The 12640-nt window shown below is 70.2% G+C and carries 13 protein-coding genes and 1 pseudogene; 6 read left to right on the forward strand and 8 right to left on the reverse strand.

Going from position 1 to position 12640, the window contains the following annotated elements:
• Positions 1 to 272 precede the first annotated feature (272 nt).
• From sucB to AB0F17_RS44910, 3 genes are read right to left on the reverse strand one after another with little or no spacing between them, the layout of a single operon-like run.
• A complete protein-coding gene (gene sucB / locus AB0F17_RS44900) occupies positions 273 to 1724 on the reverse strand; it encodes a 2-oxoglutarate dehydrogenase, E2 component, dihydrolipoamide succinyltransferase (RefSeq protein WP_358036307.1) in 1452 nt (483 codons plus the stop codon).
• Positions 1725 to 1762: 38 nt separating this feature from the next.
• Entirely contained in the window at positions 1763 to 3127 is a 1365-nt protein-coding gene (gene lpdA / locus AB0F17_RS44905) for a dihydrolipoyl dehydrogenase (protein WP_358036309.1), read from the reverse strand.
• Between the two features lie 51 nt (positions 3128 to 3178).
• Entirely contained in the window at positions 3179 to 4651 is a 1473-nt protein-coding gene (locus AB0F17_RS44910; protein WP_358036311.1) for a leucyl aminopeptidase, read from the reverse strand.
• Positions 4652 to 4756: 105 nt separating this feature from the next.
• Here AB0F17_RS44910 and AB0F17_RS44915 point away from each other — a divergent pair.
• Positions 4757 to 4972, forward strand: a pseudogene (locus tag AB0F17_RS44915) (GntR family transcriptional regulator); the annotation flags it as partial.
• Positions 4973 to 5145: 173 nt separating this feature from the next.
• Here AB0F17_RS44915 and AB0F17_RS44920 read toward each other — a convergent pair.
• Positions 5146 to 5970 carry an adenosylcobinamide-GDP ribazoletransferase gene (locus AB0F17_RS44920; RefSeq protein WP_358036313.1) on the reverse strand — a complete coding sequence of 275 codons (825 nt, stop codon included), beginning with the start codon at positions 5968 to 5970 and terminating at the stop codon, positions 5146 to 5148.
• Positions 5971 to 6186: 216 nt separating this feature from the next.
• Here AB0F17_RS44920 and AB0F17_RS44925 point away from each other — a divergent pair, with 216 nt between their 5' ends.
• Positions 6187 to 6987 carry an ATP-binding cassette domain-containing protein gene (locus AB0F17_RS44925; RefSeq protein WP_358036315.1) on the forward strand — a complete coding sequence of 267 codons (801 nt, stop codon included), beginning with the start codon at positions 6187 to 6189 and terminating at the stop codon, positions 6985 to 6987.
• 28 nt (positions 6988 to 7015) lie between these two features.
• Here AB0F17_RS44925 and AB0F17_RS44930 read toward each other — a convergent pair whose 3' ends face one another.
• Both AB0F17_RS44930 and AB0F17_RS44935 read right to left on the reverse strand, forming a co-directional pair.
• Positions 7016 to 8011 carry a bifunctional adenosylcobinamide kinase/adenosylcobinamide-phosphate guanylyltransferase gene (locus tag AB0F17_RS44930; protein ID WP_358036317.1) on the reverse strand — a complete coding sequence of 332 codons (996 nt, stop codon included), beginning with the start codon at positions 8009 to 8011 and terminating at the stop codon, positions 7016 to 7018.
• A gap of 218 nt (positions 8012 to 8229) precedes the next feature.
• Positions 8230 to 8367 carry a hypothetical protein gene (locus AB0F17_RS44935; protein ID WP_358036319.1) on the reverse strand — a complete coding sequence of 46 codons (138 nt, stop codon included), beginning with the start codon at positions 8365 to 8367 and terminating at the stop codon, positions 8230 to 8232.
• Between the two features lie 140 nt (positions 8368 to 8507).
• On the opposite strand from AB0F17_RS44935, the gene AB0F17_RS44940 reads away from it, so the two are divergent.
• On the forward strand, positions 8508 to 8714 hold the full coding sequence (locus AB0F17_RS44940; RefSeq protein ID WP_214637851.1) for a hypothetical protein: 207 nt from the start codon (positions 8508 to 8510) through the stop codon (positions 8712 to 8714).
• A gap of 66 nt (positions 8715 to 8780) precedes the next feature.
• On the opposite strand, the gene AB0F17_RS44945 is transcribed toward AB0F17_RS44940, so the two are convergent.
• Positions 8781 to 9782: an aldo/keto reductase family protein gene (locus AB0F17_RS44945; protein WP_358036321.1), complete on the reverse strand. Its 1002-nt coding sequence runs from the start codon at positions 9780 to 9782 to the stop codon at positions 8781 to 8783.
• Positions 9783 to 9838: 56 nt separating this feature from the next.
• On the opposite strand from AB0F17_RS44945, the gene AB0F17_RS44950 reads away from it, so the two are divergent.
• Positions 9839 to 10807, forward strand: a complete 969-nt coding sequence (locus AB0F17_RS44950; protein ID WP_358036323.1) for an SMI1/KNR4 family protein — start codon at positions 9839 to 9841, stop codon at positions 10805 to 10807.
• 7 nt (positions 10808 to 10814) lie between these two features.
• Here the strand turns inward: AB0F17_RS44950 and AB0F17_RS44955 are convergent, their stop codons facing one another.
• Entirely contained in the window at positions 10815 to 11399 is a 585-nt protein-coding gene (locus AB0F17_RS44955) for a DUF3043 domain-containing protein (RefSeq protein WP_358036325.1), read from the reverse strand.
• A gap of 153 nt (positions 11400 to 11552) precedes the next feature.
• Between AB0F17_RS44955 and AB0F17_RS44960 the strand changes: the two genes are divergently transcribed.
• Complete coding sequence (locus AB0F17_RS44960; RefSeq protein ID WP_214637848.1) at positions 11553 to 12365, forward strand: PspA/IM30 family protein; 813 nt, start codon at positions 11553 to 11555, stop codon at positions 12363 to 12365.
• A complete protein-coding gene (locus AB0F17_RS44965) occupies positions 12362 to 12640 on the forward strand; it encodes a hypothetical protein (RefSeq protein WP_358036327.1) in 279 nt (92 codons plus the stop codon). Before AB0F17_RS44960 ends, AB0F17_RS44965 begins: the two co-directional genes overlap by 4 nt.

The following is a 12640-nucleotide window of genomic DNA, read 5'->3' on the forward strand; positions in this document are numbered from 1 at the left end:
GTACGCCATCGCGTACGGGATCGACGAAGCCGTTCTGTTCGCCGAGCCGCTCAAGCCGCCCGGTGCTGTCGGCCGATGTGGCCAGCGACCGTACGGCCGACCGGGCGCGGGTGGTTCTGGACCGGCTTGGGCCGTACAACGCCGTTCCGGAAGTGCGCGAACTCCTGTCGAGTTACTCCCTCGGAGCGTGCGCCGTCAACCACCCAGATGGGTAACGGGTGAGTGGCCAGGGCCGAGGAAGGCGATCCATCCTCGGCCCTGGCGCGCGTGAACTACGCGAGACCCAGCTGGGCCTCGAAACGTCCCTCTTCCAGGCGACGCTTCACGGTCGTCAGGAAGCGGGCCGCGTCGGCACCGTCGACGAGGCGGTGGTCGTACGTCAGCGCCAAGTACACCATCGACCGCACCGCGATGACCTCACCCTCGGCGGTGTCGATCACGACGGGACGCTTCACGACCGCGCCGGTGCCGAGCATGCCGACCTGCGGCTGGTTCAGGATCGGCGTGTCGAACAGGGCGCCGCGGCTGCCGGTGTTCGTCAGCGTGAAGGTGCCGCCGGTGATCTCGTCGGGCGTCACCTTGTTGGCGCGGGTGCGCTCGGCCAGGTCGGCGGTCTTGCGGGCGAGGCCGGCCAGGTTGAGGTCGCCGGCGTTCTTGATGACCGCCGCGATCAGGCCGCGCTCGGTGTCGACCGCGATGCCCAGGTGCTCGACGTCGAAGTAGGTGACCTCCATGGTCTCGTTGTTGATCGTGGCGTTGAGCTTCGGGTGCTGCTTGAGCGCCTCGATGGCCGCCAGCTCGAAGAACGGCATGAACGACAGCTTGACGCCCTCGCGGCGCAGGAAGTCGGCCTTGGCCTGGTCGCGCAGCCGGGAGATCTTGGTGACGTCGACCTCGACGACCGTGGTGAGCTGGGCCGCGGTCTGCAGCGACTCGACCAGTCGCTTGGACATGGTCTGCCGCAGCCGCGACATCTTCTCCGTACGGCCGCGCAGCGTGGTGTCGACCTCGACGGGCTCGGGGGCGGCGGCCGGGGCCGTCACGGTCTGAGCGGGTGCGGCGGCAGGAGCCTGGGCAGCGACGGCGGGGGCCGGGGCGGCGGCCTGCTCGCGCTGCGACTTGGCGGCCTCCAGGACGTCCTGCTTGCGGATGCGACCGCCCACACCGGTGCCGGTGATCGAGTCGAGGTCGACGCCGTGCTCGTTGGCGAGCTTGCGCACCAGCGGCGTCACGTAGGGGCTGTCGCCCGAGGACGGCAGCGGGGTCGGCTCGGAGACGGCCGGCACCTGCTGAACGGGCGCCGGAGCGGCCGGGGCCTGCTGCACCAGAGCCGGCGCGGGGGCCGGAGCCGGGGCCTGGGCAGGGGCGGGCTGCGGGATCGAGGAGACCGGTGCGGGAGCCGGGGCGGGCTCGGGCACCGGCTGCGGCGCGGGCTGCGCGGCGGGGGCCGGGGCGGCCTGCTGCGCCGAGGCGCCGCCGGCCTGGCCGTTCTCGTCGATGACGGCGAGCTCCGCGCCTACCTCGACGGTTTCGTCCTCAGCCACGACGATCTTGGTGAGGACGCCGGCGGACGGCGACGGGATCTCGGTGTCGACCTTGTCGGTCGATACTTCGAGGAGCGGCTCGTCGGCCTCGACGCGCTCGCCTTCCTTCTTCAGCCAACGGGTTACCGTGCCCTCGGTGACGCTCTCGCCGAGCTGGGGCATCTGTACGGAGACCGGCATCGTTATCTTCTCTCGCGTTCTGATCTCGAGGGCTTGGACTAGTTGTGTACGTGCAACGGCTTGCCGGCCAGGGCCAGCATCGCCTCACCGACGGCCTCGGACTGGGTCGGGTGTGCGTGGATGAGCTGGGCGACCTCTGCGGGCAGAGCCTCCCAGTTGTAGATGAGCTGGCCCTCGGTCACGAGTTCGCCGATGCGGCGGCCCACCATGTGAACGCCCACGACGGGTCCGTCCTTCTGGGCGATGACCTTGACGGCGCCCGCGGTGCCGAGGATCTGGCTCTTGGGGTTGCCTGCGAGGTCGTAGACCTGTTCGACGATCTCGATGCCGCGCTCGGCGGCCTGTGCGGACGTGATGCCGACCGAGGCGACCTCGGGGTCGGAGTAGGTGATCCGCGGCACGCCCGCGTAGTCGATGGCGGGCGGGTTGAGTCCGGCGATGTGCTCGGCCACCATGATGCCCTCGGCGAACCCGGCGTGGGCCAGCTGGAGGGTCGGGATCAGGTCGCCGATCGCGTAGACGCCGGAGACCGAGGTCCGGCAGTGCTCGTCGACCACGACCGCGCCGCGCTCGACGGCGATGCCCTGCTCCTCGAAGCCCATCCCGGCCGAGACGGCGCCGCGGCCGACCGCGACCAGCAGCAGCTCGGCGTCGAGGGTCTTGCCGTTGGCGAGCGTGACGACCACGCCGGTGTCGGTGGTCTTGACGCCCTCGAAGAAGACGCCCAGCTCGTACTTGATGCCGCGGCGGCGGAAGGCGCGCTCCAGCAGCTTGGAGCTCGACTCCTCCTCGGTCGGCAGCAGGTGGGGCAGCGCCTCGACGATCGTGACCTCGGCGCCGAACGAGCGGTAGACGCTGGCCAGCTCGACGCCGATGACGCCGCCGCCCAGCACGATCACCGAGGTGGGCACGCGGTCCATCTTCAGCGTGTGCTCGCTGGTGATCACGCGCTGACCGTCGATGTCCAGCCCGCGCAGCGTCTTGGGCGCGGAACCGGTGGCCAGGACGATGTTGCGGCCCTCGTACACCTCGGAGCCCACCTGGATCCGGTGCGATCCGACCAGGCGGCCCTCGCCTTCGACGATCGTCACGCCGGCGCCCTTGAGCAGGCCCTGCACGCCCTTCCAGGCGCGGGTGACGATCTTGTCCTTGAACGCGTGGACGCCCGGCACGTCGATGCCGTCGAAACGCGCCTTGACGCCGAACGCCTCGCTCTCGCGGGTCTCGTCGGCGACCTCGGCCGAGTGCAGCAAGGCCTTGGTGGGGATGCATCCCCTGTGCAGGCAGGTGCCGCCGATCTTGTCCTTCTCGATCAGGGCGACCGTCTTGCCCAGCTCAGCCGCCCGTAGCGCGCAGGCATATCCGCCGCTGCCGCCTCCCAGGACGACGATGTCGTAGGCCACAGTCAGGCTCCTTGTCGGGGTGTTCGTGATGCCGTCATCTTTTCATTTGTTTCAGATGCTCGCGTGCCGCTCGGCCAGTCCGATGAGCGTGCGGGTGATGGCCCCCGTGCCGCCCTTCGGCGTGTAGCCGTGCGGCTCGCCCTTGTTGAACGCGGGTCCGGCCATGTCGATGTGCGCCCAGCGCACCCCGTCGGGCACGAACTCCTTCAGGAAAATGCCCGCGGCCAGCATGCTGCCCCAGCGTTCGGGCTGGAGGTTGGCGATGTCCGCGATCGGGGAGTCGAGGCCCTTACGCAGCTCCTCCGGCAGCGGCATGCCCCAGGCGCCCTCGCCCGCGGCCCCCGCCACCTCGACGACCAGCTCGCGCACCGCGTCGTCGTTGGCCATCACGCCGGCCGTGCGCCAGCCGAGCGCGACGATCTGCGCGCCGGTGAGGGTGGCCACGTCGACGATCAGGTCGGGGGAGTCCTCGGCGGCGCGCGCGATGCCGTCCATGAGGACCAGGCGGCCTTCGGCGTCGGTGTCGAGCACCTCGACGGTCTTGCCGCTGTAGCTGTGGATGACGTCGGAGGGGCGCTGCGCGGTGCCGCTGGGGAGGTTCTCGGCCAGGCAGAGGTAGCCGACGACGTTCACCTGCGGGGCGAGCCGGGCGATGCCGATCAGGGCGCCCAGGACCGCGCCCGCGCCGCCCATGTCGGACTTCATCCAGTCCATGGAGGCCGACGGCTTGAGCGAAAGGCCGCCGGAGTCGAACGTGATGCCCTTGCCCACGAACGCCAGCGTCTTGGTGGCCTCGGGGTGGGTGTAGGAGAGGCGGACCAGGCGCGGCGGATTGACCGAGCCCTGGCCGACGCCGACGAGGCCGCCGTAGCCGCCGTCCTTGAGCTGCTTGTCGTCGAGCACCTCGACGGTCAGCCCGGCCTCGCCGCCACGCTGCTCGGCGATCTCGGCGAACTTGGCCGGCCACAGGTCGGAGGGCGGCGTGTTGACCAGGTCGCGGACGAGTGTGACCGACTCGGCCAGCACAGTGGCGCGCCCGGCGATCTCGTCGGACCCGTCGCTCGAGAGCACGGTGAGGTCGCCCACGGGCGCCTTCGACTCGCCGTTCGTGCGGTAGCGGGAGAAGCCGTACGCGCCCAGCAGCGCGCCCAGCGCCACGGCCTCGGCCGCTTCGGCCGATTCGGTGGGCAGGACCAGGGCGGCGCGGGCCGTACCGGCGAGGGAGCGGACGGCGGCGCCCGCGGCACGGCGCAGTGCCTCAGCGTCGGCGGAGTCACCGAGACCCACCGCGACCAGCAGCGGAGCGGCGAGAGCGCCGAACGCGGGCACCTTGGCGAGCTCTCCGGGCTTGCCGGAGAAGCCGATGGCGGTGAGCGAGGCGGCGAGCCTGCCGCCGAAGGCCGCGTCGAGGGACTCGGCGCCCGTGGCAGGGCGAGGGCCTTCGGGGCCGGACCGGAACCCGACGATCAGCGCGTCGGTGTCGAAAGAGACTGGATCTGCTGAGTTCAGCCGCACAGTGGTCACGTAAACCGATGCTATCCAGGGTTTCGAGGTACTCACAAACAGGGGTTCATCCCACCAATCTCCTTTGCGCAAACATGAAGACTTGGTGCTAGCGTCATTGGCACCATGTTGCTCACTCTGGACCTCAGCGACGCGCGTCCCCTGCACGAGCAGGTGGCCGGCGCGATCCGCCGCGCCATCGGCGAGGGCTCGTACGCGCCGGGCGACCGGCTGCCACCCGCCCGGGACCTGGCCGAGGCGCTCGGCATCAATCCCAACACGGTGCTGCGCGCCCTGCGTGACCTGCGCGATGAGGGGCTGCTGGAGTTCAGGCGGGGGCGCGGCGTCAGCGTCGCGGGCCGCGCCGACGGGCGGGCGCTGCTCCTGCAGCGGGCCCGTGAACTTCTGGAAGAGGCCATGAGGCTCGGCTACCGCCGCGAAGACCTCATCACGATGCTGGAGGAACTTGGTCGTACGGCGCGGCCGGTTCCTGGTCGTGCGACAGGCGGTGGCGGTCAGGCGAACAGGGCGCAGACGGTGAGCGTGGCGGCCGTGGCGGTCTCGACCAGCGCGCCCAGCACGTCACCGGTGACGCCGCCCAGGCGCCGTCTGGCATGGCGGAGCAGGAGCAGCGCCGCCCCGAGCCCGGCGACCACGCCGAGAGGGAGCACGTAGACCATCCGGTGTCCCGCCACCGAGCCGAGCTCGTCACCGGCCACCAGGCCGAGTCCGTGGCCGGCCGCCGAGCCGAGCCCCATCAAACCGATTCCGTGGTCGGCCATCGAGCCGAGGGCCGCGGCAGCCGCCAGGGCCGTGGCGGTGGCCCCCCAGGCGGCGCCTGGCCGTACCGTGCCCGCGACCAGCGCCCCGAGCCCGTCGGGACGGGCGGCGGGGACGACTGACCGGCAGGCCCAGGTGAGCGCCAACCGGCCGGTCACGCAGGCGGCTACCAGGGCGGCCGGCCCGAGCCCGGACAACGCGGCCACCTGGATGACCAGCACCAGCACCAGCGTCATCACGCCAAACGGCCCAATATCCGACTTTTTCATGATGTCGAGCGCCTGAGAAGCAGGCTTACCACTGCCCAGCCCGTCCGCGAGATCCGCCAGCCCGTCCAGATGCAGCCCCCGCGTCAGCACGGCCAACAGCCCGACCGCGAGCGCCGCACCCAGCAACGGCGGCCCGGGCAGCAGCAACGGCCAACAGCTCACCAGACCCAGCACCAGCCCAAGGACCGGAGCCAGCACCATCGCCCGCCCCGCGACCCCACGATCGACGCGTGTCACCCGGACCGGGAAGACACTCAGCGTTCCGATCGCGAACCGCGTCCCGTCCAACACTCCAGTTCCTCCCACGGTTGTCGGCCCGTCCACGGACCGGGGCCAAGAAGACGCACGTTACGGGGCCCGGCCCCGTGAACCGCAGGAGCGTGCCCCTGGACAGACGCCGGCCTCGTATGGCGGGTGGGGCTCACCGGGCTGGTCGTAAAAAGGAGAAATACCGCCCCCCACCAGCGGGCGCTGATCGCGGTCGGGGGCGGCCACTAGGGTGGCCGGATGCACGTTGTTGAACTCGAAGGCGTAGGAGTCCGGGTCGCCGGCAAGTCGCTGCTGAGTGCGGTCGACTGGCGAGTGGAGTACGGCGAGCACTGGGCCGTGCTCGGGCCCAACGGTGCCGGCAAGACGACGCTGCTCTCGCTGGCCGCCGCGATACGGCACCCGACAGAGGGTACGGCCAGCATCCTCGGCCACCGGCTCGGCCGGGTCGACGTGCGTTCGCTGCGGCGCCACATCGGCCTGGTGGCCTCCAGCCAGCGGCTGATCGACGAGGAACTCCTGGAGGAGGAAGGCGCCACCGCCCTCACCGTGGTGCTCACCGGCCACACGGGCACGAGCGCCCCCCTCTGGGACCGGTACGGCGAGGCCGAGCGGGACCGCGCGCTGCGGCTGCTGGGGGACGTGGGCTGCAAGGACCTGGCCGAACGCCTGTTCCGGGTGTGCTCCCAGGGCGAGCGGGCCAGGATCAGGGTGGCCAGGTCGCTCATGTCGGACCCGGCGGTGCTGCTGCTCGACGAGCCGTTCGCCGGCCTCGACCTGCCGGCCCGTGAGGACCTCATCGAGACGGTGGAGGACCTGGCGATGACCAGGCCGGTGCTCACCACGGTGACGGTGACCCACCGCCTGGAGGAGGTACCCGCCACGACCACGCACGCCATGCTCATGCGTGAAGCACGCGTCCTGGCGGCCGGCCCGGTCACGGACGTCCTCACACCGACGAACCTGTCCGACTGCTTCGGCCGCCCCCTGCACGTCGACCGCATGGACGGCCGCTGGTACGCCAGAGCCATCCGCCACTAGGGCCGGCGAGACGCGCGTGCCCCGTGTGTCACAGGCGCAGGAGGCGTCCGGCGATGACGAGGGCGACGTCTTCGGACTCGGCGGCGAGGCGTTCGTTGAGACGCCCCAGCGCGTCCCTGAACGCCCGCCCGCTGGCCGTCGCGGGCACCACACCCATACCTACCTCGTCCGACACGGCCACGATGCGCCGGCTCGTACCCCGCCACGCCGCCACCAGCTCATCACAGCGCCCGGCCACCGGCGCCCGGTCGCCGTCCCAGGCGCCGTGCTCGTCGAACACCGCCGCCAGCCACGTACCCAGCCCGTCGACCAGCAGCGGCGTCGTGGCCGCGCGGATCGTCCCCGCCAGGTCGGTGGTCTCCACCGTCGCCCAGTGGGCGGGCCGCCGCTCCCGGTGGGCCCGTACCCGCGCCGCCCACTCGCCGTCGCCTTCACCACGCGAGCCGGTGGCGACATAGGTGACGTACGGGTCGGCGGCCAGCCGCAGCTCGGCCTCGGCCGACTTGCCCGACCGGGAACCGCCCAGCAACAGGGCCCGCCTCGGCTGTTCAGGAGCGGGGGACGCGGGGAGGGACGTGTCGAGCGTCGTTCCCTCCGGTACGGCCCGCACGCGCCACAAGGCGAGCCGTCGTGACAGCTCCTCCTCGGACCTGACCCGGTGGTCCAGCCCGACGGCCACCACCTGGGTACGGTCGGCCACCAGCCCCGCCCGCCGGAGGAGCCCGATCCGCTCGGGCCGATCGAGCGGATCGACCAGCACGACGTCGTACGGGGCCTCCGGGGTCGCCGTGGTGTCCTGGGGCGCGTACAGCAGGCGGGTGCCGTCGGGACCCTCCAGACCGTGACCGTTGGCGAGGATCCGGTAGCCGCGCGGCACGTCGTCGAACGGGAAGCGCACCACACCGTCGACCACGAGCTCGAACGGCCGGCGGTGGCCGGAGGGGAGACCGGCGCACGAGGCGCACGGGCAGCCCGGCTCCGGCCAGCCGGTGCCGGCTGCTGTACCGGCGAGAAAGAGTTTCACTGGGCTGAGCGTACAAACCTCATAGACCCCGGCCCCTCCGGCTCGCAGCCTGAACTGCGGCTCTCGGTGGGTTGAGGGCCTTTGGGGTTGGGAGGCCGGGGCGGAAGCCTGAACTGCGGCTCTCGGTGGGTTGAGGGCCTTTGGGGTTGGGAGGCCGGGGCCGAAGCCTGAACTGCGGCTCTCAGCGGCCTGAGGGCCTCTGGGCGGGGATCTTGGGGCTAGAGGGCCTTGACGGGACGGGGTGCGGTGGTGGACAGGTAGCCGTTGATCGCCACCACGTCCCCCTGAGCGTTCACGCGAGCCTGGGCGGCCAACTCCAGTAGTCGGGCCGTGGAGGCGGTCTCCGCGCCCGTCACGCACTTCGTCAGCCCCTCAGAGGGCGGCTCCCGTCGCCACACGACATGCGCGCGGCATCGATTGACCTCCAAGCTCGGGAGTAGGGTTCCAGTGCCGTCGGAGGGTGCGTCGGCGAACCCGCGGAAAAGGAGCGTATGGCATGACATGGCGGTGGCGTTATGAAAATGCAAATGGTGGTGAGGTGACGGATCGCCCTTTGCCGCGAGAAGTTTTTCCGAGCCAGGCGGACGCGGAGTCCTGGCTTGGCGAGAACTGGGGTGAGCTGCTGGAATCCGGCGTCGAGCAGGTGGCGCTGCTCGACGAGGACCGGGTCGAATACACGGGATTGTCATTGCGTCCGGAGTGAATCCAGGAGAAAGGAAAAACCCCTTGAGCGTCATTGTCGCTCAAGGGGTTTTTACTGCCCGGGATGTTATGGGCGCTTCGGCGGGCTGGCCGTCTTGGTGGGGTCACGCTCGATCACCGGGCCGAGAACGGTGTCGATCCGCTCCAGTACGCCGGAGTCGAGCTTGACGCCGACCGCCTTGACGTTGTCGCGCACCTGCTCGGGGCGGGAGGCGCCGACGATGGCGCTGGCGACGTTCGGGTTCTGCAGCACCCAGGCGACCGCCAGCTGCGCCATGGTGAGGCCCAGGTCGGCGGCGATCGGCTTGAGCTCCTGTACGCGGCCGAGCACGTCGTCGTTCATGAAGCGGGAGATCATGTCGGCGCCGCCGCTCGCGTCGGTCGCCCTGGAGCCCTCCGGCGGGGCCTGGCCGGGCAGGTACTTGCCGGTCAGTACGCCCTGCGCGATGGGCGACCAGACGATCTGGCTGACGCCCTCGCGCTCGCTGAGCGGCACGATCTCCGGCTCGATGACGCGCCAGAGCGCCGAGTACTGGGGCTGGTTCGACACGATCCGGTCGAAGCCCATGTCGTCGGCGATCTTCAGCGCCTGGGCGATCTGGTCCGCCGTCCACTCGCTGACACCGAGGTAGAGGACCTTGCCCTGCCGTACGAGATCGTCGAAGGTCTTGAGCGTCTCCTCCAGCGGCGTCTCGTAGTCGAAGCGGTGCGCCTGGTACAGATCGACGTAGTCGGTCTGCAGACGGCGCAGCGACCCGTGGATGGACTCGGTGATGTGCTTGCGGGACAGGCCGCGGTCGTTCACTCCGGGGCCGGTCGGCCAGTAGACCTTGGTGAAGATCTCCAGCGACTCCCTGCGTACGCCCTTCAGAGCCCTGCCGAGCACCGCTTCGGCCTTGGTGCCGGCATAGACATCGGCAGTGTCGAACGTGGTGATGCCCTCGTCGAGCGCCGCCTGCACGCACTGCTTGGCGGCGTCCTCCTCGACCTGGGAGCCATGGGTGAGCCAGTTGCCGTAGCTGATCTCGCTGACTTTGAGACCGCTGCGACCAAGGGTACGGAATTCCATAGATCCGACCTTAGGCGCTCTCATGGGGTGATCTATTTCGGGATAGGGTGCGCGACGTGCTGAAGCTCGTACGGTTGGCGCTGACCGCGGCCATCCTGACCGCGATCGCGGTGCGGGTGCGCCGCCGGGCCCGCAGGACGGAGCCGGAGCCGGGGCCGGCGGGCCCCGAGCCGATCCTGGGCCGCCCGACCAGGGCGGATCTGGCCCGTTACGCGGGGCGCGGGAGGTCCCGGCCGATGGCGGTGCTGTTCGGGTGGGGCGCGCTGACCGCGGTCGTCTTCGGGGTGTTCGCCTTCATGGGCATGCCGATCTCGGAAAGCGAGAAGGCCCCGTACGTGAATCGGGCCCTCAAGCAGGTGAGCGAGTCGGGCAGAGTCGCGTCCTTCGCGGCCGACGCTCTGACCTCACGGCTGCCGAAGCCGGTGTTCCCCGACCCTTACTGCAGCCCCGTGCTGCGCCCGGTCACCGTCCGGCCGCTGGACCCGAAGGTGAGACGCGCGGTCGACCGGCAGTGGCGGCGCATCGAACGGTGGCTGAAGGCCAAGGCGCCCAGGACGTACGCGACGCTGGGCCGTCCGGGCCGGGCCAGGACGATCGCCGTCGCCGAGTCGCAGATGGGGATCGACTTCCCCGACAGCCTGCGCGCCTCGCTGCTGCGTCACAACGGCGCGAAGGGCTTCGGCCTCGGGTATGGAGCGCAGCTCTCGACCAGGCAGATCCGCGACGCCTGGCGGCTGATGTGCCGGGAGGACCCCACCAATCTGGAGCTCGACCCCGGGCCGGAGTTCTCCGGCGTGCTGATCCCGTTCCAGGACCGCTATGACGAGGGCTACGGCCTGATCGACTCGGAAGCAGGCTCCCTGTCGTGGGACGCGGCGCAGGAGGGCATGCTGAGCACTTCGGACCTGCCGTCCTATGACGCGCTGCTGCGCGCCACCGCCGACGCCCTGGAGCAGGGCGGGACGGTCGACGGCACGCGGCCCCGCGTGGTGCGCGGAACACTGCGCTGGGAGCCGGCGGACTGAGCCGGCGTCACTTCTTCGGCGGCACCGGCTTGCCACCCGGCAGCACCGTGGGCGGCGGGAAGCGCAGCCTGCGGATCTGCAGGGCCCGCATCGCGGCGTAGAAGCCGACGCCACGCAGACTCTCCTTGGGATACTTCTCCGCCACCAGCTTCTTGATCCGCCAGGCCACGAAGATCGAGGTGAAGAGCACGCCGATCATCATGATCGGCCAGCCGATCGTGATCACGTAGCTCAGCACCAGCGGCCGGATGTCGGCCGGCCACGGGACCCAGGTCGCCAGCAGGATCAGCAGCGAGAACGGCAGGAAGTACTGGCTCGGCAGCCGCCGCGAGTCGACCCAGTCACGCGCGAACTTACGCGCCGGGCCCTTGTCACGGGCCGGGAAATAGCGCTCGTCGCCCGCGAGCATGCCCTTTCGGGCCCGCTCGCGCTCGGCCGTCTGCTTGGCGCGGGACTGCCGATAGGCCTCTTTGCGGTCCTTGGGCGCGGTGACCGGCTGGCGCCGTCTGCCTTCCGCGTCCCGGCGCTTGGGTGTGGGACGACCCTTGCCCTGGGGCTTAGGATCGTCAATGGGGACGGGGGTGTCGTCCACGGAGGTTTGGGAACGGCGTCGCAACACAACGTCAACCCTACCTGGACGGCAACTTAGTGACGCCCCCGTGCGTTATGCGTAGGGTAATCCCAAGGCGGCTGCGCTGCACTGGGTGAACACCAGCACGACCTAAGAAGGGGACGGCCGACGCGCATGAGCGTGATGAAGAGACTTTCGATGATCTTCAAGTCCAAGGCCAACAAGGCCCTGGACAAAATGGAGGATCCGCGCGAGACCCTCGACTACTCCTATCAGCGGCAACTCGAGTTGCTGCAGAAGGTGCGCCGGGGCGTGGCGGACGTCGCCACTTCGCGCAAGCGGGTGGAATTGCAGGTCAACGGTCTTGAACAGCAGGCCAGGCGCTACGAGGAGCAGGGCCGCAAGGCGCTGTCCGTCGGGCGCGAGGACCTGGCCCGCGAGGCCCTCCAGCGCCGGTCCAATCTGCAGGGGCAGATGGCCGACCTGAAGATCCAGCATGACAACCTGCAGGCCGAGGAGGAGAAGCTCACCACGGCTTCCCAGCGGCTGCAGGCCAAGGTCGACTCCTTCCGTACGAAGAAGGAGACGATCAAGGCGACCTATACCGCGGCCGAGGCGCAGACGCGCATCAACGAGGCCTTCTCCGGCATCTCCGAGGAGATGGGCGACGTCGGTCTCGCGATCCAGCGGGCCGAGGACAAGACCGCGCAGATGCAGGCCCGCGCCGGCGCCATCGACGAGCTGCTCGCCAGCGGCGCGCTCGACGACTACAGCGGCTCCCGCACCGACGACATCCAGGCCGAGCTCGACCGCATGGGCGGCGGCATGGACGTGGAGCTGGAGCTGGCCCGGATGAAGGCCGAGCTCGGCCAGGGTCCCGCCCCGAAGAGCGCCATCGAGCCGGGTCAGGGTGGCCAGCAGGCCGCGCCCCAGCAGCAGCCGCAGTCGCAGACGCAGCAGTTGCGCCAGCCTGGGGAGGGCGCATGATCGTCAGAATCATGGGCGAGGGGCAGGTCGAGATCTCGCCCGAGGACATCTCCGTGCTGAACCAGCTCGACACCGAGCTCGAGTCGGCCATCGAGTCCGGCGACGAGGCGAGCTTCCGGGTCAAGCTGCACGCCCTGCTCGACAAGGTTCGCCACGTGGGCAAGTCGCTTCCCGACGACAGCCTTGAGCCGTCAGAGCTGATCCTTCCCCCCGCGGACGCCTCGATCGAGGAGGTCCGGGAGATGCTGGGCGACCAGGGTCTCATCCCGGGCTAG

Source organism: Nonomuraea sp. NPDC026600, assembly GCF_040638335.1.
Lineage (GTDB): Bacteria > Actinomycetota > Actinomycetes > Streptosporangiales > Streptosporangiaceae > Nonomuraea.